The sequence below is a fragment of the Pelosinus sp. sgz500959 genome (assembly GCF_042610375.1).
Taxonomy (GTDB): Bacteria; Bacillota; Negativicutes; order DSM-13327; family DSM-13327; genus CTSoil-075.
On record NZ_JBGJZL010000009.1, the window covers coordinates 20,022 to 43,265 of the forward strand.

18 protein-coding genes and 2 tRNA genes are annotated in these 23,244 nt (G+C 37.3%); 3 read left to right on the forward strand and 17 right to left on the reverse strand.

What is annotated here, in order from left to right:
- Positions 1 to 476 precede the first annotated feature (476 nt).
- On the forward strand, positions 477 to 1,880 hold the full coding sequence (locus ACAN52_RS14680) for an amino acid permease (protein WP_378955663.1): 1,404 nt from the start codon (positions 477 to 479) through the stop codon (positions 1,878 to 1,880).
- Positions 1,881 to 1,960: 80 nt separating this feature from the next.
- Here the strand turns inward: ACAN52_RS14680 and addA are convergent, their stop codons facing one another.
- The 4 genes from addA to ACAN52_RS14700 form a co-directional block, all read right to left on the reverse strand.
- A complete protein-coding gene (gene addA, locus ACAN52_RS14685) occupies positions 1,961 to 5,674 on the reverse strand; it encodes a helicase-exonuclease AddAB subunit AddA (RefSeq protein WP_378955664.1) in 3,714 nt (1,237 codons plus the stop codon).
- Entirely contained in the window at positions 5,661 to 9,110 is a 3,450-nt protein-coding gene (gene addB / locus ACAN52_RS14690) for a helicase-exonuclease AddAB subunit AddB (protein WP_378955665.1), read from the reverse strand. Before addB ends, addA begins: the two co-directional genes overlap by 14 nt.
- A gap of 153 nt (positions 9,111 to 9,263) precedes the next feature.
- The gene (locus ACAN52_RS14695) at positions 9,264 to 9,752 is read right to left on the reverse strand and encodes a spore coat protein (protein WP_378955666.1); all 489 of its coding nucleotides are present in this window, start codon (positions 9,750 to 9,752) and stop codon (positions 9,264 to 9,266) included.
- A gap of 82 nt (positions 9,753 to 9,834) precedes the next feature.
- A complete protein-coding gene (locus tag ACAN52_RS14700; protein WP_378955667.1) occupies positions 9,835 to 10,746 on the reverse strand; it encodes a CsgG/HfaB family protein in 912 nt (303 codons plus the stop codon).
- Positions 10,747 to 10,920: 174 nt separating this feature from the next.
- Here ACAN52_RS14700 and ACAN52_RS14705 point away from each other — a divergent pair.
- Together ACAN52_RS14705 and ACAN52_RS14710 are read left to right on the forward strand one after the other, a co-directional pair.
- Positions 10,921 to 10,996, forward strand: a tRNA-Gln gene (locus ACAN52_RS14705).
- A 10-nt stretch (positions 10,997 to 11,006) separates the two neighbouring features.
- Positions 11,007 to 11,082 (forward strand) — tRNA-Lys (locus ACAN52_RS14710).
- Between the two features lie 412 nt (positions 11,083 to 11,494).
- Here ACAN52_RS14710 and ACAN52_RS14715 read toward each other — a convergent pair.
- From ACAN52_RS14715 to ACAN52_RS14775, 13 genes are all read right to left on the reverse strand, one after another.
- Positions 11,495 to 11,647, reverse strand: coding sequence for a hypothetical protein (locus ACAN52_RS14715; RefSeq protein ID WP_378955668.1), 153 nt, complete (start codon positions 11,645 to 11,647; stop codon positions 11,495 to 11,497).
- Positions 11,644 to 11,820, reverse strand: coding sequence for a hypothetical protein (locus ACAN52_RS14720; RefSeq protein WP_378955669.1), 177 nt, complete (start codon positions 11,818 to 11,820; stop codon positions 11,644 to 11,646). The genes ACAN52_RS14715 and ACAN52_RS14720 overlap by 4 nt, the downstream gene beginning before the upstream one ends.
- A 142-nt stretch (positions 11,821 to 11,962) precedes the next feature.
- Positions 11,963 to 12,181: a helix-turn-helix domain-containing protein gene (locus ACAN52_RS14725; protein ID WP_378955670.1), complete on the reverse strand. Its 219-nt coding sequence runs from the start codon at positions 12,179 to 12,181 to the stop codon at positions 11,963 to 11,965.
- A 279-nt stretch (positions 12,182 to 12,460) separates the two neighbouring features.
- A complete protein-coding gene (locus tag ACAN52_RS14730; RefSeq protein ID WP_378955671.1) occupies positions 12,461 to 13,069 on the reverse strand; it encodes a hypothetical protein in 609 nt (202 codons plus the stop codon).
- 501 nt (positions 13,070 to 13,570) lie between these two features.
- Positions 13,571 to 14,068 (reverse strand): hypothetical protein, encoded by a 498-nt coding sequence (locus tag ACAN52_RS14735; protein WP_378955672.1) that lies wholly within the window; start codon positions 14,066 to 14,068, stop codon positions 13,571 to 13,573.
- The gene (locus ACAN52_RS14740) at positions 14,055 to 18,188 is read right to left on the reverse strand and encodes a phage tail tape measure protein (protein ID WP_378955673.1); all 4,134 of its coding nucleotides are present in this window, start codon (positions 18,186 to 18,188) and stop codon (positions 14,055 to 14,057) included. Before ACAN52_RS14740 ends, ACAN52_RS14735 begins: the two co-directional genes overlap by 14 nt.
- 113 nt (positions 18,189 to 18,301) lie before the next feature.
- A complete protein-coding gene (locus tag ACAN52_RS14745) occupies positions 18,302 to 18,520 on the reverse strand; it encodes a hypothetical protein (protein WP_378955674.1) in 219 nt (72 codons plus the stop codon).
- Positions 18,521 to 18,658: 138 nt separating this feature from the next.
- Positions 18,659 to 19,222 carry a recombinase family protein gene (locus ACAN52_RS14750; protein WP_378955675.1) on the reverse strand — a complete coding sequence of 188 codons (564 nt, stop codon included), beginning with the start codon at positions 19,220 to 19,222 and terminating at the stop codon, positions 18,659 to 18,661.
- Between the two features lie 230 nt (positions 19,223 to 19,452).
- Positions 19,453 to 19,794 (reverse strand): DUF5681 domain-containing protein, encoded by a 342-nt coding sequence (locus tag ACAN52_RS14755; protein ID WP_378955677.1) that lies wholly within the window; start codon positions 19,792 to 19,794, stop codon positions 19,453 to 19,455.
- Between the two features lie 69 nt (positions 19,795 to 19,863).
- Entirely contained in the window at positions 19,864 to 20,262 is a 399-nt protein-coding gene (locus tag ACAN52_RS14760; RefSeq protein WP_378955678.1) for a hypothetical protein, read from the reverse strand.
- A gap of 94 nt (positions 20,263 to 20,356) precedes the next feature.
- Positions 20,357 to 20,515, reverse strand: coding sequence for a hypothetical protein (locus ACAN52_RS14765; RefSeq protein ID WP_378955679.1), 159 nt, complete (start codon positions 20,513 to 20,515; stop codon positions 20,357 to 20,359).
- Positions 20,516 to 20,599: 84 nt separating this feature from the next.
- The gene (locus tag ACAN52_RS14770) at positions 20,600 to 21,478 is read right to left on the reverse strand and encodes a DUF3991 domain-containing protein (protein WP_378955680.1); all 879 of its coding nucleotides are present in this window, start codon (positions 21,476 to 21,478) and stop codon (positions 20,600 to 20,602) included.
- Positions 21,479 to 21,874: 396 nt separating this feature from the next.
- The gene (locus ACAN52_RS14775) at positions 21,875 to 23,242 is read right to left on the reverse strand and encodes a VapE domain-containing protein (RefSeq protein WP_378955681.1); all 1,368 of its coding nucleotides are present in this window, start codon (positions 23,240 to 23,242) and stop codon (positions 21,875 to 21,877) included.
- Positions 23,243 to 23,244 lie beyond the last annotated feature (2 nt).

Consider the following 23,244-nt stretch of genomic DNA (forward strand, 5'->3'; position numbering starts at 1 on the left):
ATTTGAGTTTGTATACTTATAGTCTATTTTCACCATTTAGATGTTCCGTACACTAACCAATTACTAAAAAGGTTTTTTTCATCTATTTGTTCGTGAATGAGAAAATCCGCACACAAGCTATTGGTATTATTATACTTCATGTTGCGTCAATACACAAATTATCGCCATTATTTTCATCTATTTCATTAGTATTTTTGTTAAAATTCTGACATAAAACAAAATAATACATTATTCTTTTCCACAGAGACATTATTTTTTTTACTTTATTTACTATCTTTCAGGAAGATACTGTGTATAATTACTTTTTAATTAAGATTTAAAACCTTATATCCCTAGTATTTTAGCCTAATTAGGCATAAATTATTTATGATTTTTCTTGACAGAATTGAGGAAAAATTGTTTAATTAATCGAAGTAATGTTTGTTTACAAGGTACATTTTCCATCGGTTGTAACGAATAACAATTGGAGGACAGTCATGAATCTATTTCGTACAAAAAGTATCGCCGACATGATCAAAGGTACTCAACAACATGCCCTTAAGAAAACTCTTGGTTCCCTCGATCTCATCTTACTCGGAATTGGTTGTATTATTGGCACTGGTATTTTCGTCCTGACGGGAGTTGCCGCAGCCAAGTATGCCGGACCAGGAATCATGCTTTCTTTCGTCTTATCGGGTCTTGCTTGCGGGTTTGCCGCACTGGCATATGCCGAATTAGCCGCTATGATCCCAGTGGCAGGCAGTGCCTACACTTTCGCCTATGCATCCCTCGGTGAATTTATCGCTTTTATTGTCGGTTGGGCATTGATTTGCGAATACACTGTCGGTGCGGCTGCAGTAGCTTCCGGGTGGTCTGGCTACGCTGTTGGTTTATTTAAAACAGTCGGAATTAATCTTCCTACAGCATGGACATCTGTCCCGGCAGATGGTGGAATTCTTAATGTTCCTGCGGTTCTCATTGTCTCTTTCTTGACTTACTTACTCATCTTAGGTTCAAAAGAAAGTGCGAAACTGAATAAAATTTTAGTTTTCATCAAATTAGCTTGTGTTGCCCTTTTCTTATTCTTAGCTACACCTCACGTAGATCCATTGAACTGGCAGCCCTTTCTTCCTTTTGGCTTAAGCGGTGTCGCAACTGGTGCAGCCATCGTATTTTTTGCCTACATCGGGTTTGATGCAGTCTCGACAGCTGCCGAAGAATGTAAAAATCCTAATCGAGATATTCCAATTGGAATTGTTGGTTCATTAGTCATTTGCACAATACTCTATATTGCAGTGGCAGCCGTTCTAACTGGAGTTGTTCCTTACTCTTCCTTGAACAATAGTGAACCTGTAGCCTTTGCGCTGCGCGCTATTGGTATGAATTTTGGGAGTGCAGTTGTAGCTGTTGGCGCCATTTGTGGCATTACAACCGTATTACTTGTTATGATTTTTGGACAAACCCGCGTATTCTTAGCCATGAGTCGTGATGGAATGATCCCACAAAGTATGGTAAAAATTCATCCCACTTATGGTACACCTCATAAGATTACAATTATTACTGGTGTTGCAGTCTCGATTCTCAGCGGTTTATTACCAATTAATATTATCGCTGAATTATGCAACCTAGGAACACTCTTTGCCTTTTGCATTGTTTCCATCGGTGTTGCAGTACTCCGCAAGACTCAACCAAATATTAAACGCCCTTTCCGTTGTCCTGCTGTTTCTATTGTCGTACCACTTGCGGTTCTTTTTTGTGGTTACCTCATTGCCAATTTACCAGCACAAACCTTTGTTTTCTTTGGTATTTGGTATCTAATTGGCATGGTGGTCTACTTTTCCTATAGTCGTCACAATACCATTTTAGTGGAAAAAGCAAACGACCTTAAAAATATTGGATGATCTTGTTCTTAAAAAAAGGCTAAGACTTGGCTTCATGCCGAGTCTTAGCCTTTTTTGTATGCAATCGAGAGATCCATCCCTTATACTTTGACCGCTTCTTTTGTACTAAATACATATAAATATTTCTCTGTCACAGGTCGTTTAAAAATACGTTCTACTGCTTCTGCATAAAGATTGAGCTGAATTGCGTATCGTTCAATGAGTTCCTCGCTATCTTGAACCCAATCGGTTTTATAATCCAATAATACCAACCCGTCATCTTCATCAAACAAGGCATCAATCACACCTTGAATAAAAACCTTCTCTTCACTTCCGATCATCTCAGCATCAAAACGTTCTGCAGGCAGGACTAAACTAAAGGGCAATTCTCTGCGCACATTACCAGAACGGCAAAGGCGTTGTCCAAGAGAACTTTCAAAAAAAGTAACAATCCCTGAGATATCCACCAACTTTGCATGCTCCGGTAAAATCATTTCCTTAGATACCATGTCATCTAATTGCCTCCGGATGCCTTCAGTATGTAAATCGCCCTGCAAATCCATATGTTGCATAATACTATGCATTAATGTACCTCGTTCTGCACCCGTTAAACCTGTTGACTTCTGAATAAACCTTGGACGCAAAGCAATGGATTTTTTAGCAAAAACTTGGTGACCAGTCTCCTCGGCAAGTTCGCTAAACCGCCGTTTTATTTCAGTCACCGATAATTTAGCTGGTTTACCCACAACCTGAGTATATCCATACTGCCATCCCAAGGTCTGATCGACCCAGGCAAAATCTTCTCCGCCATCAATAGGTTCCTTATTCTTGATCTTTGCTAACAAGGGTGCAACGTTAGCCTCTTCTTCAGCCACCTCAATCAGCTGGTTAGGCGAATAGATAGTAACCTGCCAATCTGATAACTCATTAGCAAAAATCTCAGTAAATGATGATTCACATTCAGCATATTGCCTTAAAACTTCCCCGCCCTCATGGCGAGCAACAGCTGGACATAGCCAGTCCAAATAATTTTTGGCACCTGCAATTAATGAGTCTGGCAAGATCAAGAGATTATGCTCCACTGTTTGACACCACTGGGCAGCCTTTTTTGCTAACTTAGGCACTGAACCCACTAAAATTAACTTTTCTCGTGCTCGCGTGAGTGCCACGTATAAGATTCGCAGTTCCTCGGCTTTGGTTTCCATAATTAGCTTATGGCTTATACCATGGCGCGCTAAGCTGGGATAACGAAAACGAAGTTCAGGATTGGTCACATAGGGTCCAACGCCTAATGTTTTATGACACAGTACTAAGGCTTTGCTGTCTTGCAGATTGATATTTTTACCTAAATCAGCTACAAATACAATGGGAAATTCTAGTCCTTTACTCTTATGAATACTCATAATCCGGACTACATCTTCACTTTCACCAAGGGCTCTGGCTACAGCAAGGTCAGAGCCTTTATCTTGCATTCTTTCTAAAAAACGTAAGAATCGAAACAATCCGCGAAAATTAGTCGCCTCATACTGACGTGCTCGATCATGCAGTGCGCGCAAATTGGCTTGGCGCAACATTCCTCCCGGCATACCACCTACATAATCATAATAACCTGTATCACGATAAATCTGCCAAATGAGAGCTGGCACACCTGTACAACGCGATTGATTACGCCACTGTTCAAATAATGTAATAAAATCCTGAGCTTTTGTCCGGAGTTTATCATCAATCTCATGTTCATCCATAACATAAGCTGTTAATGCACTCCATAAATCATCGCCTTGCTGCTGCAAACGAATTTCGACTAACTGTTCTGTGGTAAATCCGACTAAAGGCGAACGGAGTACTGCCGCCAAGGCAATATCCTGACGAGGATTATCAATCACACTAAGCAAAGATAACATGATCTGCACTTCGATTTCCCGAAAATAACCTGCGTCCAGCTCAGCGTAGGCTGGTATACCCGCTTGCCTCAAGACATCCAATAGAATATTGGCTTTGCCTTTTACCGAACGCAATAAAACAACGATATCACGCCACGCCAGTCGTCGATAATTTTTTAGACTTTTATCATACACCTGGTAATCACTTGTCATCAGTTCACCAATGCGTTTACCAATGAGACGTGCTTCTAACTCGAAGCCACTGAGTTCAACCTCAGCAACGAGCTCTGTTGCTGGCTGGTCAACAACTTCTCCGTCCTCCCCATTCATGCTTTCTACTTGCTCCTCGCCCTCATCGCGATCCACAATACAGAGTTCTACAGGTCCATCAAGAAAATTCCCTTCCCCCTCTGGATAATCTGGACCGGGATTGAGTTTCTCGGCCTCCCCATATTCTAGTTCAGCAACGCGAGGAGCCATGAGCTGGGTAAAAATAAAGTTTACTGCATGAAGTACACCGGCACGACTACGGAAATTTTGGGATAAATCAATTCGACCATACTCAGCCCCCCCCATAGGATACTGACGATATTTGTCCATAAAAAGCTCAGGCTCAGCTAATCGAAAGCGATAGATACTTTGCTTCACATCACCGACTAAAAATAAATTATTTTTTTCATCACTAGCGACTAAACGCAAAATGGTTTCTTGTACTCCATTAGTATCTTGATATTCATCAACCATCACCTCAGCAAAACGTTCTTGCAATTGTAAGGCCACACATGACGCTTTTACTTCACCAGAAACAGCTTCGGCATCAAGTAATATTTTTAGGCAAAAATGCTCTAAATCATTAAAATCCAATAAGCCTTTCTCTCTTTTAATCTTAGCAAATTCTTGTCCGAACTCAATAATGATCTTCCCTAAAGACTCTACTAAAGGTCCTATTAAACGCATATCAGCTAATAGCTCTTCTCCTGGACGATCAAAAAAATTAACTTTACAGTCATTAATTTTGTCTTTTATTTTTTGCCTAGCCTTTTGAAAATATTTTTTCAGCGATTCATCTGTGCCTTTAGGCGTACTGGCGATTTTTTCAAACTTATAGCAAGCCATAATACCAGATAATCTTTGCCAAGAATGATGAGCCCCTGTTAATAGTTCATCTAACAAGACTTTATCTGACGAAAAAGTTTGTATGTATTGAGGGATATGGCCTGGTTTTCCTGCTTGTTCAATCAGATTTTCAAGCTGCCCTATAGCCTGCTCAATCTCTAGTGCAATCTTACCGCGAATCAGCCCTGACCAAGGTAAATCATCAATCACAACATCATCAGATAAGATAAACTGATCTTTTAAACTAGCTAACCACTCATCAGGCCAAGGATGACTGCGAGAAAAATCATAAAGACCTAACACTAGATTATATAAGGAATCATCACTTTGTTCATCTCCATAATGTTCAACCAGTTCTAAAAATTGAGTCTCACCTTGAGAATATTTGCTTTCAAATAAATTTTCTAGTACATCGGTTTTTAGTAAGGTAATTTCCCCTTGCGAAGCAACTCGAAACTGAGGATCTAAGTCAAGCAAATGAAAATTTTGCCTTATGATGTTTTGGCAAAAGGAATGAATTGTAGAAATCGCTGACGAATTGAGCAAAGCAAGCTGCCGTTCAATATGTTCAGAGCGTGGTTCTTTCTTGAGAGCATCACTCAGAGCAGCACCAATACGTGCCCTCATTTCTGCCGCTGCGGCATTCGTAAAAGTCACAACTAACATTTTATCAATGTCGACGGGCTCCTGTTTGTCTAAAATTCGACAGATAATCCGTTCGACTAATACTGAAGTTTTACCTGAGCCGGCAGCAGCAGCCACCAATAGATTTTTATCCCGTGTTTCAATTGCTGCCATTTGCTGTTTAGACCAACCCATGGTTTCCCTCCTCCTGATCCTCAATCAATTTCTTAATAATAAGGGCATCTTCAGGTTTTCCTAACCTGCGATACTCATTTTCTGGCAGCAAGTTATCAAACTGACAAACAGCATGATACTGACAAAAAGTACATGGCGTACGTTTATCCAAAGCATAAGGACTAATCTCAATTTCACCATCCATAATATTACAAGCCGTTTCAATCAATTTTTTCTCTACATGATTGAGTAATAAAGCAAACTCTTCAGGCGTTTTGACATAGGGCAAGGATGCACTATAGAAGCTCTCATCTTTTTTGAGGGCAATTTTTAAAAACTCAGAATAACCATCAATCGCACTATCGAGAAGCCTTATAACCTCTGGATCAGCCAATACCCAGCCTGGCATTTTTAATAAACTATTTATTTTTTTCGTAATTTCATTGGCATCAATTCGCACAATATCCGATATACTAGGGTTTTTTAGAAAGAAATATAATACCCCTGCTGGCAAACACTCTTGATAGGAATTACGGGCCACGAGGAGATAGGTCAATAGCTGCAGACGCAGTCCATAATAAACATCTACAAGTTTCAGCCAAGCACCACCCGATTTATAATCAATGACAAGCATGTATTTTTTACCTTCGTGCTCTGCAGTATCTAAGCGATCAATCTGTCCCACAATCTCTAACCCAACCTCATCAGGTAACATATAGACGAGAGGTGCCAAAGCATCTGAACCTCGCCCAAAAGATTTCTCCATCGCCATGGGTTTAAAAACACTGACCTGATCAAACTCAACGAGGCGGCGCACTGAACGAGCTACTGTCCGTTTGAGTCTGCCAACTAAATGTTTATGCTGCTCAGAACTAAGTAAAATCTCATTCTGCAGCTTGGGTGCTAATTCTTCAACTACGGTATTAACAATATCATGGCATTCTTGCGTGCTGACACTTCCCCAATCTCGCCCTTCCTCTGCCATACGGTCACCAAAATTTTTGAGAGCAGCATGAAGGAACTGTCCCCAATCAGGAGCTTGGAGACGAAATACAGCTCGTTCTTTTAAACTAAGTCCATATTGAGCAAAATGTTTAAAGGGGCAAGCCTGAAAGGATTCAAATCGCGTTACACTGCCTCTGAGTTTATTATTTTTAGGATAAAGACGGTTTGCTAAGGCTTTGGGTAATCTTTCGACCTGATTATGATGAAATAAGCCTGCAACTGCCTGCTCTACATAGGAACTTAAGCCTTCTTGCTGTCGCGCCCAATTATAGACATCCCACCACACTTCAGCTACAGGTTCTCCTCGTTTATACCCACGCAGTACAGTAGCTAATGCAGAGATACTTCTTTTTCCATGGGCCAAGTACTGACGTTCAGTACCTAGAATAGGTTCCACAGGCAAAGATTGCAACGGCATTGGTGAAAGTTCTCGCAGCCTCTTAATCAGCAAAGAAGGACTTAGTCCCTTACCTTCTTCATCAGCTAAAGGATAGCTGAGCCACAAATATTCTTTGGCTCTCGTCAATCCTGTATAAACCAAAAATCGTTCAGCAAAAGAATCAGCTTGCGATCCAGGAGCTAATTCTAGACCAAATTGAATCATTTGCCCCCGTTCAGCATCCGTTAGCAGCCCTTCGCCCCGCCCACGCATAGGCAACACGCCATCATTTACACCAAGAACATAAATACCAGGAATATTTTCTAGGCTAGTCTGATCCATAGAGGAAACTGTCACATAATCAAGACCAGGCGGTATCAAACTGAGTGTAAGACCTTCTAACCCTTCATGAATCATATCTCTATAATCTTTGAGAGCCATTTCTTGTTCACCGCAAACTTCCACTAGCTGTTCAAATAATAACACCACACTATCCCACAACTGGCGATGTTCCCGGGCTTGTTCCAGCTCTCCTGCCTTTTCCGCACGATCAGCCCACTCTTCTAATTTTTCAGGCACCCCAAGAATCTCTAAGAGCTGATACAAACTAGTGGTCATTTCCACTACTGTTGAAGACATTTTGATCTGTTGTTCAAATTGAATCAGAGGCGTTGATGCCTTCATTCGTATCTCATTGATCTCTTGTAAATAGCTCTGTTCAACCTCACTCATTTCACTATCTTCACCTAAGGAAAAACGACGGATAAAAGTCCACGTTTGATCATTGGTCCACTTCGTACCACGAATTCCAAACTCTAACACATAGTTTTCTAGTCGATCCACTTCATCTCGGGATAAAGTTAATAAATCTGTCTTAAAACAACGAAATAAGGGTTCATAACTCCAACGCTCAATGACAATATCTAAGACCGACCGTAACAATTCTGCCAGAGGATGGTGAAAAGGATGGCGCTTACGATCACTAAAAAACGGTATCTCATAATCAGCAAGTACGATTTCTACAATATCAGCATAACTTTCTGTATCTCTGAGTAAAATGCCAATATCACGCCAACGGTAACCTTCCTCTCGGCATAGACGCAAAATATCGCGCGCCATCCCTTCTACTTCTACCCGGCGGTTAGCAGCTTCAACCACTGCTAATCCCTGGATTTCACCAGTCCAAACCACCGCTGGAGAAGTAAAAAATTGTTTTTCAATATGCCTGAGAAGAGGCGCAGTAAACCGCTCCGACTCAGTTAATACAATTTCTTCGACCTCAACGCCCATATTTTTTGCTAAATCCACTAGCTTACGCCGTGTATCCCATTGGCGATGAAATAAAGCTGTTGGATTATGTTGTTGTTCTGAATGGCCATCGAGACACAAAGTCATGGTTACGCTGGCAGATGTCTCTAATAGTTTTTTTACAACCGCTGCTTCCTGAGGATTAAACCAAGTAAATCCATCAATCCACACCTGTGCACCATTTAAAATTTCAGACTTATCCATCTTTTCTGCCAGCAGTGTCAAATAATCTTCAGGATCGGTATAACGACCCTGTAAAAATTTTTCAAACCCTTGGTAAACGAGAGCTAAATCATGAAGTTTATCCCCAATCGTCAAACCACTCAATTGTTCCTCAGCCTCAGAAAGTAATTCTGGCGATACACCATAGGATTTAAATTCTTGAATCATACTGATTAACAAATCTGCAAAAGTTCGCTGACCAGCGGCCCGGTGGAATATTTTAAACTCCTGCTGGTGTTCATGGAGTAATTGGCTCAGCACTAACCGCTTACCTAGTTCTGTAATATGAGGTCTAACAGCTCCACCTGTTTCCATCAAAATTCGATGGGCTAAACGGCGGAATCCAAATACATAAGCCCTTGTAAACCCCTCAATACCAGGCATAGTGGCTAGAGCATGTTCTACTTGAAAAGTTGCATGCTCTGGTAAAATCATGACTAAGGATTTACCTTCAGAAGATGTTTTCAATATCTCGCCCATTTCTTGTAAACAATAATGGGTCTTACCTGACCCGGCCCGCCCTATGATTAATCTTAGTTTCACTGATGGATTCATCTCCCTACTATGCTAATCTCTTTACAGTACCATTCGGTAAGATTGAGTAAAAGTCCTATCATTCATTTCCATGACGCCGTAAAATAAAGAACAGGAGAGCAATCCCCTTGGGGAACCTCTCCTGTCCGCGATCCTTATTATTTACTGTGCGCTATACATGCCTTTGCTCTGCATGTACTCAAATAGACCTTGTCCGTGTTCTTGCTCTTCTTTTTGTATATGGTTCAGAGCTTGGCGCATAGCTGGATCTTTAAACTCAAAAATTGCCGTATCATAGGCACCTGAAACGAATTTTTCCGTCATAAGCATATCACTGCAGAGCGCACTATCACTTTGACTAGTCGTTGCCCCTTGCTGTGTTTGAGAAGAGGACTGGGTTGAACTTTGCAGAGTACTTTGTTGTTGTTGTTGCTGACCTTGCTGTGAAAAGGTCGCTGGAACTTGACCGCTCAGCATTTGAGTAATGGTATCGAGGTGGGTCTGTTCTTGGCTGGCATAAGTAGTTAATAATTGTTTTAATTGGGGATCACTTGCTTGCTGTGCATAAGTTTGATATTTTTGTATACAAACTTTTTCATGCTTTTGTTGATCTTTTAACAGGGACGTTTCTTTTTGTGTTAATGTAGACATAATTGACAACACCTCCTGCTATTATTTTGTCTAAAAGGTATTATCATTATTCAATCATAGAAAATAAAAAGAGTGAACTCTGTTAAAAATCATGTTTTCCTGACCAGCCAATGCCAAGAAAACCTCTTGTTTTTTTGTGTAATTCCCGTGTTACACTATCACCGTCATTAACTTTACCGTACAGTTCTTGAGTACCATCATCTTTCAATCTAGGCACTGCAATACACATCTTTTCAAAGACTTCGGTAACGGTTAGAAAACCAATATTCTTTTTCATAACAATGAGTTCTCCAGTGACAGGGTGCAAAATTGTATCACTTGTACTATTGACAACTAAAGTATCATTAACAGCTATATTATTGACTGTACCAAGATCAATAAAATAGTTACGACCTTCCGCCTTAAGAACATAACCTTGCACTGGAATAAATTTATAGATGGTCCGTATAGAATCATAAGCTGCTTCTTCTAATGAGGCATTCATATCATCATTGTAATTCGTTATACTCTTTTGGTCTGACCATACAATTTGTCCAGTTTTAACATCAACTAATCGAAGAATTAAACTTACTGTATTTTTTGAATTCCCTTTAATCCATACATCTTTATTTTTTTTCTTATTATAGTCATAATGCCCCTTTTCTGTCGTCACATTACCCGACACAGTACCCATTAAGAGATAGTCAAGACCCAATATACCTCCGAGATCAGAGACGGTTGCAGGATCAAGATATCCTTGTGCACCTAAGCGCTGTTCGTCAAAGACTCTATCTAATTCTCCCCTCTCAACCACACTGCATGATTTGAGTTTAACTAAGTCGGCAGTCAAAACGTCGGCTGCCGTTTGACCAAAATGACGGAAGCTAGTATCATTTTTCAATCGTAAAACGCCAATCTTTTTTTGACTTATACTCCCATTCGCGAATATCACATTCGGTATGATGGTCATGGAAAAACAAATCACTAATAAGTATAAAAATACTCTTTTCGTCATAAAAGCCTCCTATAAATTAGATATCCTAGACTTAATTCGTCTATTCGTTATCTTTCCATTATAATCCTTCTAATAAAATCCCTTTAAAATATAGCAAATATTGTATATATCTATTATTCCATTTGCTTTTTGGGAAATTAGCTGTTATAATATACTACTGTTAGGGTATTTAATTGGGGCGTCGCCAAGTTGGTAAGGCACGGGACTCTGACTCCCGTATTCGCAGGTTCGAGTCCTGCCGCCCTAACCACATTTAATATGACTCACTAGCTCAACTGGCAGAGCAACTGACTCTTAATCAGTAGGTTCGGGGTTCGATTCCCCGGTGTGTCACCAGAAATTTCAAGCCTTCGCGGGTTCGCGAGGGCTTTTTTTATGTTAACTATGGTGTTTGTTTAGTGTTTATTTTAGAAAAAGGATACAAATGAATACTAATAAACTCTAAAATAAGGTGTTAACTATTGTATATGAACACCTTATTATTACTGTATTTATTACTGACAGAAAATAAAATAGCATACTCAACACATCAGCACCAGCCGAACAAAAGTAGTAGCGACTTTCAAGAGAATTTTTGAATTTATTTCTCTGCTAGCAATCCCCATCGTCACTTTACCACCAGCACAAACAAAAAAAGACAGGTATTACCCTGCCTTAAAATACATCACCCATACAAACTACCACGCCTACAAAATAAAACCTCTCACAACGCAATTATGAACGGCTGTTATGAGAAAGATAGAATCCCCTACCCAATATTACTATACTTCGCACAAATTATTGTTTCCAACAATCTTTCAGGTGTAACCTGTAAATCATTCGCCATAGCTTCTATATTTTCCCTAAGTTCGTCATTCTCAATCGTTACGATTAATTCAACATAATCTTGTTCGATATTCATGCTAATACCCTCACTACAAGTAACTTCTCTAGGTGAGGTATTGCTTCAACTAAATTTTCCTTATGCTTGGCGACAATATCAATAAGTTGCTCTAATTTTTCTTGAGTATCAAATCCTATTTCTTGCAAATCAATAAATGCGTCACGGTATCTTAAATATTCTGCAACTGTCATATGTAGCACCATCCTTTATTATTTTGACTACCATCTGCCAACAATGATAAAATAGTGCTGGCAGGGTTCTTAGTTGGTTCTTGCCGTGTCCTAGCCTTTACCTGTTACAGCAGGTAGGGGCTTTTTCTTTTTTTGATATCCATTAATCATTTAATTGATTATCTTTATTTATTTCGCAAACATCTGATAATTGACACTTAAGTTCTAAGCAAATACGTTCCAACACCATTAAGGCAATATATTCATTTTTACCCATTTTAGCTAGCGTTGACGTTGATATATTGACTTTTTCTTTTAATTGACTCTTACTTAATCCCTTATCAATCAACAATTTCCATAATGGATTATAACTGACTGGCAATAAATCACCCCCTTTTGTATTTATATTACCGCATTATATTTGATATGTCAAATATTTAATTCAATATTATAAATATTAAGTTTGATATCTATCATCATTTACCGATCAAAAAAAACCTCCACGAATTTAGAGAGATTGTTATTTTAGCCTAACCACTATATCACCAGTGTTTAGGTTCTTTCTTATTTCAATTTTAATAAGGCAGACTTTTGTAAACAGCTATTTTGCCACATAAAAAAAACCTGACATTAATGCCAAGTTTTATCTATTTTATAATTATTAAATTACTTTCTTAGCTTCTTCGTATAATACATATCCAAGGTATTTTTCAATATTAGGTATGTCGGTTATGATCTTCAATATCTTTGTTTGCTCTGCTAATTTTTCTATAAGTGCTACATTATTGCCACTCTCTTGCTGTATAGGATGATTAATTAATACACTCTCATTAATTTCTTGCGTCGTATTTTGTGTGGCAATAATATTGGTATTCTCTTCCTCCATAGGCAGCATAATTTCTTCATTATTGCCAAGTTTCTGATCTTTTGGAAGTGCAGCATTATGAGGGTATTTCTTTAATAAAATCTTAGTTATTTCTTTATTTCCTCTACCTTGAGATGCGTATGTATTTATTTCTCTCATTATCTCTTTCTTGTCATCTGCATACAACATCTTACCTTTATCGGCTCTTACACAAGGAAGGAAATCCATATATGGCGTTATTCGATACCTAAGTGTTGAAGAGGGTGTATTTAGTTCTTCAGCAATTTGTGACAAAGTTTTAATATTAATCACACCTTTTTTAAAAAATCTTAAAACCACTTTAAAACTATGATAACTTTCTTTGTTGTTAGTTGTCAATAATTTAATTATGTTAATTATAACCAACAAGTATTATCAATATAATATGCACTAAATTGAAAGCCAATTAACTACCAATCAACTATAACTCATTGTCTTTTGAAATCTTCTTGCCTACTAACGAACAATACTTTGCGAAATTGACAAAGATATATAGATAATACAAAAAAGCCCTGACGTTAACCGCCAAGACTTCATCAACATCACATATGTTATTTTCCTAATATAATAAAGCACAATTTCAGTATCAACGACACACAAGAAGACAATAAGAGTGCGGAAAATTTTGTGTAAATACTTTGCCCCTATAAGTCAAATACGAACGAAATACCATAGAGAACTATTGCTGACAGAGAAATAAATTACAATCTGTCAAACTTCCTCATAGTCAAAGGCTCGTCCTAGTGAAACACAAAAAAAAAAAAAATAAGACCGCCTATGCAATCTATTTACCGATTATACTAAAAGGCTTATAGATTGTCCTAGGCGGTCTCATTACCATGTTTTAAAATTAGCACTACCCTTCTACTAAAATTTAGTTAATATGCTATTTAAATCATCAGCCCCTTGACGCAAGATGTATTTTTCATCATGGTTTTTATTTTTAATAGCTGCTTGCATACTAGTATTTATATAATATAAATGGATTTCAAACTTCAACCGTTCAGCAATTATTTCATTAGTCATCATATGAATATCAGTAATTATATTTTGAATTTTTTCATCAATAGCAAGACTGATGCTGTTTAACTGTTCTCCAGACGTTTCTGTTGGCAAATCTAAAACATCAGTTGAAAAATTAAAATTAATATCCTTATTCAGATACTTACCAGCATACGCTTTCATTCTACATGTAACGTTCTCTATTAATTCACTATCATCAGTATGGTTATACAAAAATTTTCGTATAGACGATTCTAATTCTTGTAAATTTATTACCGATTTTGTTGGAAATTCAATAACAGAAGCCATTAATATATCACATCCTTTACTATAAATTATAATCTTTTTTTTAGGAAGTTGCATTAAATCTCCTAACTTCTTTTCTAATAGTTCTTACCATTTCCTTACTACTATCATTATAAAATTCTTTTGCTCCTCTAGTATCAATTAAATTGGGGGCAAATGTATGATTTAAAACAAAAGGTCTCTGCTGTGAACGCCCACTATTATTCCCATTACCACTGGAACCGCTTATCATACCTCTTACACCATCAGCAAACGGAGCAGGGACAATAACTTCTCCTTTATGGATTTGCGCTAACATATCGTGCGGTACGTCCAATGTTCCTACATCAAAACTAGGTACGCTTATACTAGCAGGTGTCGTGTAGTAGCTTGCAGCATTTCTGCCAAGGCTTACGGTTGATGTACTTGTCGAAGTACTACTGCCACCTCCACCCAATAAAGCTAAAGCACCCATTAATAAAAGAAGAGGTGTCCATGCTGCCATTGACGATGCAGCAGCAGCTTGATCACTTGCAACCAATGCAGTATTTTTTGCAGTATTCGTTGCAACTTCTGCCGCAGCCGTTGTTTTATCAATAACTTGTTCAGTAGCTTTTGTGGCTTTTTTAGCGGTTAAATTTCTGGCGTATTGTTGCAATGCGTTAATCGTCATAGTAGACAACAAATTTGACGTGTAATCAACCAAACCGTTAAATATGCCTTTCATCAAACCGGAAAAGGTAAATCCACCTTTCATGATAGATGAATACATGTTGGTAAATGCACCACTCATACTTGCTACAGCCTTATTTACACTAAGAGAAATTGAATTGTAGTATTCTTTTAATTTATTAGCATCTACTGCCGCTTGATTAGTTTGTTCGTCTTGCAATTTACTGTAATTCTTAGAAGAACTATCATACGCATTTGAAACTTGTTTGTTTTCTGGATGTGCGCTTTTTAAATCGCCTAATTTATCCATAATGCCTTTAGCAAGTCCAACCTGTTCTTCCAAGTAACCTTGATCAATCTGAATTTTTAACTTCAAATAATCTTCATCAGAAATTAACCCCATAGCTTTTTTATGATCTAAGTCAAGATTGGCTAATTGTTGCATTTTCTTAGAATGATCTAAAGCAATGTCGTATTGGGTCTGCAACGCTTTTTGCAAGGATTCGGTTTGTTTATCGTTTAATGCCGATTCAGCATTAATAACGGCTGTTTGTGCATCTACTTTTTCTTTTGAACCGTTTGGCAAGGCGTACATTTTCTGAAAATCAAGATCAATTTTAGATTCATCAGCACTTAAAGGTATGTTATTAGCTTTCTTCCTTGCTATTTCATCCTCAATTTTTTGTTTATCTGCCGCTGAAATTTTAGCAAGTGCAATTTCACGATTTAAAGCAGCTTCAGTAAGCGCAATTCCTTCATTAATTATTTTCTTTTTAAGTTCAAACTCGCCTTTAAGATAATCGAAAGTTTCTTGATGGTGTTTATCATCAATCTTAGATACATTGCCCATCATTTCTTCATATAAAGCTAATTCGTCAGCATGAGTGAACTTTTCTCCTGCAACTTCTTTATTGTATTTAGCTTGTGCAAGTGCCGCTTCATATGCTTTTTTCTGAATTTGATAGGCTGTTTCTCCTTGACCTCCTGTACCAGAACCTTTAGGGCTAACAGGAATAATATCTGTTCCTCCTAGTGAAGGAGTTTCGCCAGATGGAGTCCAGTGACCGCCTAACCCCATTGCTTCTCTACTTTGATTTATAGCTACATTTTTAGCCGCTTGTGCGATTGCATCAGCTTTAGCGTTATATTTATTTTGTTGTTCGGCAAAAGAATCAGCAGAACCTTGAACGTTTGCATCCATGTTATCAGTAGGAATACCCGCCATTTGCCACGCTTGTTTCAACGTACCATTATCTGATTCAGCCTTAATATCTTCCGACATTTTCCCCATAAAATTAGCTTTTCCACGGTAATATTCGAACATTAATTGATTAATCTTACCTAAAGATTGACCAATGGCATCAGCCGCTTTTGCAAAATCAACAGCTTCATTATTTATTGCATCAATTCGATCATTACAATATTGGATTGTATTATCTCTCAATTCCTTTTGAGCAGTAACAAGATTATTTAAAGAAGTTTGAATTTCTGTAGTTTTTTGAGCATGAACTTCCTGTTCGTGTGAAATAGCGGAATTAACATCATCAGAAGTTTTAATCCGTTTTACTCCATCTTCCCCAATGATTTTAGCTAATTCATTTTCTGTAGTCCCTAAATCTTCTTTAATTTTAATAGCTTTCTTTTCATCGTCACCAACATTATTTAGATCATTCTTTAACCTAATATAAGCTTCTCCAAGAGTGCCGATAAAATCAACTTGCTTTTTGTTCATCTCAATTTCTTGCTTTTTAGCGGCAATTAAATCTTCATTCTTCTGGATGCTATTTTCTGTAGCGATACTTGCAGAACCTAAACTAGTTGCATAAACAGAACCACCTATAGCCGCTGCTGTCAATCCTGCTAATATTAGATTAAGACCACCAGTAGCAATACTTGTTGCTACAGCAAGTCTACTTTTTGCTACTGTATCAGCATTCGTGGCAATTACATCAGCTTCAAGTGCCGCTGTTTCTACACCAGTAGCCACCGCATCTACTAATTTAATCGGTGTAGTAGTTACTAGTGCTGTTCTTAACCCAATAACACCAGCATTAAGAAAACCCAATGTCCTTGTCATAGCAACCCATCCTAGTGCCATCATTGACGTAACACCAATAATTTGATAAACACTAGCAGGAATCATTTGCAAACCTTTTATAAAACTGTTTACTCCATCCAACATACCTTTAATACCAGTCATTAAACCAGAATTACCAGCGTTAACAAGCAATCCGTCCATACTAGCTTTTACCTGTTGAACCTTACGACTAACAGTATCCATTTGAGCCGCCACTTGTCCATCTGAGAAACCAACGGAATTAATTGATAAATTGTAGGTTTTGATAAAGTCGGAGTAACTAGAGAATAAAGCGGCAACTTTAGACCATTGGAACTTACCCCCTGCAATATCCTGTAAATCTTTCTCCATATTTTTACTAGTTTCATGTGTGGTTAACATTAAATCAGTCATTACACTTGAAACGTCTCTAAAACTAGCAGTACCATCTTTATCAAATTTATAAACTTGTATTCCTAAATCTTGCAAATCTCTTATTGCTTTATCAGAATGTATACTAGAAAAAAGAGACTTTAAAGCATTACCGACATTTCCACCTGATTGACCTGTAGCTTTAATCATTGTAGCCGCTAGTGCTGTGGTAGTATCAAATGATACACCGACCACATGAGCCGCAGCCGCTGTTCTTATTAAAGCTTCTGATAAGTCCGTTGCAGATGCTTGGCTATTATGTGAAACATTTGTAAATGAATCCACAACATGAGTCGCAAAACTTACTGCATCAGCTTGCCTGCCATAACCACTAATAACAGACTCTACAGCCCTATTAGCAAGTCCTACGTCCATCATATCAGCTACAGCGAGTTTAGCGGTCAATCCTGTTAATGACATTACTTCGCCAACATCTTTATACCCTCTGCTCCAAAGTTTTCCTGCTTCAATAATCTTATCGACTTGCATTCCATATTGTTCAGCAATACCTATGAATTGTTTAGAAACATCATTTACAGCAGCTTGATTGTTATGTAATTGTGGCAATGTTTGAATCATGCCTGCCATTTGACGTTCAATACTTGTCATAGAATTAATTGCCATGAAGGGCGCGGTAATAACTCCGAGCATTGCTATTGTTTTAATATGGCTACCCATTGTCCCTAAAATATTACTAAAATTACTAGCACTTCGTGTTGTTTGGTTTATTCTTGTTTCTAAATTACCAGTTTCATTCCCTAATTGACGCATTGATTGAGTAGCATTAGTTGAATTTACCATTGCCATAGACTGATTTATTCTATTAATTTGCTCAACTGATTGTGTTGCCGATATTCCAACAGTAGCCGCCATTTGCGCCATGCTCTTACTAGCGTTATTGTTCATAGCTGTTAGCATGTTGGTTATTGCTTGTGTTTGATTAGATATCATTTGAACTGAGTTTAATACTGCTGAATTGAATTGTGAGAAGTCTGCAATACACGCGATAGAATATGTTCCCATATTATTTTGTGACATTTTTATCCACCTTCTTTTAAGTTAATATTGTTGGCTGGCATGATTATTTCTTAAAATGAAAAGAGCCGGTTCACTTGAAATTAATCAAATTCACCAGGCTCATATTTTTATATTTATTTATTCGAAAACTCAATTATATTTTTACATTTTATTTTTAAATCTGCATTATGATCCGCTGCAGCTCCGATCATTAAATTGATTAAATAATTTAATACATCTTGATTTGTAGGTGATTGTTTTTTCGATAGCGATTGTTGAGATATAGCCCAAAAAACCTCTCGAAGATTCTTTTTAATTTTGCCTTCCAATTTAGCCGATATCTTAATTGACATTTAATCACATTCCTTTACCGTTTTTTTACATAAAAATTTGGTATTTTTTTATAAAATTTCTCAGTGGTCACGGGGGCATGTGGCAATTTGTTTTCTTGGAAAAAAATGACGGGGGGAGGGTATAAGAAAAGACAGGTATCAACCTGCCTCGTATTCTTTAACTAACTTATAAAAGCCTGCTCTTGACATACCGCACATATCAATAGCCTTAGTAGCTGTGATATTACCAGCCTTCCATTCTGTATATGCTGCAATGAATCCGTCAGTCACCACTACAGTCTTAGGTCTGCCATATGCTCTCCCCTCTGCCAATGCTAGATCAATGCCCTCACGTTGACGTTCCTTGCTACACTCACGTTCAAACTGATACATTGCACCGAATACATTAAGCTGAAACCGTCCTGCTGGTGTAGTAGTGTCAATGTTTTCTTTAAGACTTATGAATCCTACATCCTTCTGTGTTAATTTATCAATAATAGTGAGTAAATCCAACATGTTACGTGATAACCTACTAAATGATTCAACAACTACAGTGTCACCCTCTCTGACATACTCTAACATTGCTTGTAGTTGTGGGCGATCAGTATCTTTACCACTAATCTTTTCCTCATATATGCGGTCAACATTATTCTCTTTAAAGACTTTTATCTGTCGGCCAAGGTTTTGGTCTTTAGCACTCACTCTTCCGTATCCTACTTTCACATTCAACACGCTCCTGCTATATTTGTTATCTTTACTATAACAGAATTGTATTAAAATGTCTATTTGTTTTTCAATACATATTAAAATTGTTTTTTAACTTTTTAATACACTTTCAATCCAATAAAATGATCTTAAAATAACTGTATCGTAAAGTATACTTTTTAACACAGATACACCATTTAAAAAGGTATATAGCTTAAAATCCATATACCTTGATAAACATTATTAATCTAATCATCATCGGTTTCAATGTCAATTGCCGCTTTAGCCTGTAATTCTCTTATTCTCGCCCTACGCTGTTCGTCACTCATTTCTTCTACTTTCGTTGACACATCAACTTCTACAGTTTGCGAAGGCCTGCCAAATCCATATTCAAGCACCAACCTACTAGCGGATATTCTATCAGCATCTTTAGCTTCATTATTCGCAATTATACCTTGAATTGTTTGCAAAATATCAGGTGTCATTTCCCTGCAACTTACTGCAAGTTCAGCTTTTTTTGCTGGTCGACCTCCTGGATTACCGCTTTGTCCTTTTTGAAATTGCCCTGATATTACCCTGTTCTCAGACATTATCATTCCACTCCTCATATTTTATTTATATTGAAAATTATGTACGCTGTGATTATGCTTACTCTCATATTAACTACATTCTGTCACTCTCATAACTCGCCCATACTTTAATACGTTTAGAGTATCCACTATGGCAACCACTCTATCATTATCAGTACATATATCCTGCAAATGATCTCCACCATCAAGTTCCATAAATACTGTGTTCTCATTACTCGTACACAAATCATAATCCCTAATATTTTCACTCATGCGGTCTCCATGATCTTCTAACAATAAACCTTCTAGCACCTGATATAAACCTTCAATTAACTCTAATTTCTTGGCATCATCAGCACTCATTGGAGTATGGTTAGGGCATACAGCTACGCCATCATATACAGCAATTGTTACACCAAAATCATTACTGCAACCACCTTGATTATTAAAAATACACTCGTTAGCATGACACACTATTTTATTTTTCATTATCAAAAACCTCATTTCATTTATTGTCGGTTCTCTCACTTCCGCATATTATCCCTGTCGTACATGTATTATTTAATCACTCTTACATCAAGGCTCACCCCTTCCTATTCATTGATTGCTCATAACGCAATACGCCTTTACCACGTTTTAACGCTACTGCCCATGTATCAGGATTTTTCTTTAACATTTCTAGGACTTCATTTTCAGTCAACGCAACTATCATTCTAGGACGTTTAATAATTATTTCCCCCATAAAATCACCCCTGACAGAATAAGAATTGTAATGACCTGTCCAATAATATATAAGTTTTGAAATATCATTTTTTTGACTCCTTTTCTAATTTATTTTCTCTAACAGTAAAACCTCGTTCCAATCTTTTGCACTATTTGGCAGAAATGTCTTAGTGCCGTATTCCAATTGCATCTTATTTGCAAAATTAATACCAGCTTCATCATTATCAGTAGCGCAACAAACATTTTTCAAATCAATATTATATAAATTCGCCATATTCAAAAGTGTTTGTTCTTTAAGTCCTGCCATACTCAATAGCACCCGCCCTCCCAAATTCTTATAATGTAAGCTAATAAAACTTAGCAAATCTATACTACTTTCAAGGACGATCATTCTTTCACAATTAGTCCCTATTGAAAGATTAAAACCGTATCCATACAAACTACCACTTGCTATTCCTGTATAGCGCACTGACCCTGTACCGCGAATTTCAGCACCAACGATATGACCATTAATGTCCTTCATACGAAAAACTACATTTCCAAAAGTGTCTTGATAAATCAAATGACGATCAAAGCATAATTGCAAAACCTTTTTATCTATTCGCCTTGTCTGTACTAAATACGCAAAAACCCTGCGTACATTATCAGCCTTATTTGGCATTACTAATACTTTAGGCTTATTCGCTACTGGTACATAAGGCGTAACTTGTCCATTATTAACACCTGTAAGTTCGGCAACCGCTTGAATGAATGTCATTCCGTAAAACTCCATCACAAAATCAATAGCCGCACCAGAAAAGCACTTACCACCTTTGCCAATCTTGCTATACCACCGAAAAACATTCCCCTTAATAAAAAGACTGTCATGATCTCCATGTTGGTATTCTGAACCTTTTCTAATAAGTGGCTCACCTCTTAAAGATAAGTAGCTGACTAAATCAGTTTGCTTTGCTTGGTTAATTATTGCATTATCAATCCTCATTTTCTATCATCTCTCTTTTTTTGATAAGGTTATAGGAAACGACTAACAGGAAAATAAATTTTAATCTTCATTTGTGCAATTCTACCTTTTATTAGATTATTTTTTACTGATTTCATAGCCTGACACACTATTTTTAACACACCAACACACCCTATTGTGCCAAGAAAAAACCTCTCACCCCCAGTAATTACGCCACTTATAACCCTGACACACACAACACACTAAAAAAACCAAAAGACTTTCCTTATACTGTGTGCAATTCCTCTATATACGGTATTACATATATGTATCTCTTTATATATATGTAGTGTGTCAAGTGTGTTAATACCCTTTAAACCCTTATATAATCTAGCTTTGTGATAACACACCATTGACACACTTGACACAGACCATGTGTCATTTTTTAATTCGTTCCCAACCACGCTTTCTGCCGAATATTGTATTTCGTGCATTTTTAAAAGCCTTCCAACCTTCAACCTGATTCATGATATCGCGTATCTGATTGGTTTTTGTTGGTGTTAAATTTTCAATCCGACTACCTAGACATTCAATCCAAATTTCTTCAATAGTTACACTTTGACGTTTGTTACTTCCACATATTAAATTCCGATTTTGGTCTATGTAAGAGACTCTTTCAAAATCTTTCATCATTCTCCAATTAGAAGGCAATATAATTTCAAGATAATTCTCGATTGTATCTGCCCAACCATCGCGGATAACGAACTCACTTTGTATTAATGCTGCAATTTCTTCAATTTCTTTCGGTAAATGTAATGGTTCACCAGATTTATATATCATTTTAGCTTCTGCAAGTATTTGGTCTCTTTCAATCGGAAGATCATTCCAAACATTTTTTACACCACCAGTAAAAACCTTAACCGTCCAAAATCTACGATTGCCAGTAACGTCTTTAAGAAACTCGTCAGAATTAGTAGTTCCGACTGTGATACCCATTCGCGGTATTTGCATTACATTTTTACCATATGGCGGTCTATATGAATCATATTGTGCGGATAAGTGCGACTTAATTAATTCTGCTTCGGATTTCTTTAAGCTGACTAATTCGCCCATTTCGCATACCCATTTCCCTTTAATTGATTCGTATGTTTTGGCTGAATCACTAGTTATATTAATTTTATCTGTAAACCAATCGCCACCTAAAATTCTAAAAAATGTCGATTTTCCTAAACCTTGTCCACCTTTTAGAATTAAACATTCATCGAATTTACAGCCCGGTTCGTATGCCCTCTTTAATAATGCTGTGAGTTTTTTTCTGGTAACTATCCTCACATACCCTGTATCTTCGGCATTAAAATAGTCAATCAATAACGTATCAACTCGCGGAACACCATCCCATTGTGGAAGGCTATCAAGATAATCAATTAGTGGATTATGCTGGATTGATAGGCAAAATTCTGCAAAGGCGTTATCTATGACAGTAATATGAGAAAAATTATAGTTATTATGGAAATAGTTATAGAGTGCTTTAAAATCAAAATCAGACATTATTTTCCTGTCAGCATTCGTGTATTTATCATCTTTTTGCGACCAAGGAAGTCCTTTTGTTTTAAAAACCGTATTGATCGTTAAGTCGTATGAAAATTTATCTTTAAGACGTTCATCATGCTTCAATATTTTCATGGCATTAGCAGGAGTTTGATATAGTTTTCCTTCATCGTCATAACTTAAAAAATCTCGCCAATCTTTAAAATCAGGTATAAATTTTTCTTTCTTCTTAGATGTTTTTTTGGCAACTACTTCCATGT

What these genes read in the sequence shown, in the direction of transcription:
- ACAN52_RS14680 (WP_378955663.1), top strand. Translation starts at nt 477, where the DNA reads ATGAATCTATTTCGTACAAAAAGTATCGCCGACATGATCAAAGGTACT.
- addA (WP_378955664.1), bottom strand. Translation starts at nt 5,674, where the DNA reads ATGGGTTGGTCTAAACAGCAAATGGCAGCAATTGAAACACGGGATAAA.
- ACAN52_RS14695 (WP_378955666.1), bottom strand. Translation starts at nt 9,752, where the DNA reads ATGTCTACATTAACACAAAAAGAAACGTCCCTGTTAAAAGATCAACAA.
- ACAN52_RS14700 (WP_378955667.1), bottom strand. Translation starts at nt 10,746, where the DNA reads ATGACGAAAAGAGTATTTTTATACTTATTAGTGATTTGTTTTTCCATG.
- ACAN52_RS14715 (WP_378955668.1), bottom strand. Translation starts at nt 11,647, where the DNA reads ATGAATATCGAACAAGATTATGTTGAATTAATCGTAACGATTGAGAAT.
- ACAN52_RS14720 (WP_378955669.1), bottom strand. Translation starts at nt 11,820, where the DNA reads ATGACAGTTGCAGAATATTTAAGATACCGTGACGCATTTATTGATTTG.
- ACAN52_RS14735 (WP_378955672.1), bottom strand. Translation starts at nt 14,068, where the DNA reads ATGCAACTTCCTAAAAAAAAGATTATAATTTATAGTAAAGGATGTGAT.
- ACAN52_RS14740 (WP_378955673.1), bottom strand. Translation starts at nt 18,188, where the DNA reads ATGTCACAAAATAATATGGGAACATATTCTATCGCGTGTATTGCAGAC.
- ACAN52_RS14745 (WP_378955674.1), bottom strand. Translation starts at nt 18,520, where the DNA reads ATGTCAATTAAGATATCGGCTAAATTGGAAGGCAAAATTAAAAAGAAT.
- ACAN52_RS14755 (WP_378955677.1), bottom strand. Translation starts at nt 19,794, where the DNA reads ATGTCTGAGAACAGGGTAATATCAGGGCAATTTCAAAAAGGACAAAGC.
- ACAN52_RS14760 (WP_378955678.1), bottom strand. Translation starts at nt 20,262, where the DNA reads ATGAAAAATAAAATAGTGTGTCATGCTAACGAGTGTATTTTTAATAAT.
- ACAN52_RS14765 (WP_378955679.1), bottom strand. Translation starts at nt 20,515, where the DNA reads ATGGGGGAAATAATTATTAAACGTCCTAGAATGATAGTTGCGTTGACT.
- ACAN52_RS14770 (WP_378955680.1), bottom strand. Translation starts at nt 21,478, where the DNA reads ATGAGGATTGATAATGCAATAATTAACCAAGCAAAGCAAACTGATTTA.
- ACAN52_RS14775 (WP_378955681.1), bottom strand. Translation starts at nt 23,242, where the DNA reads ATGGAAGTAGTTGCCAAAAAAACATCTAAGAAGAAAGAAAAATTTATA.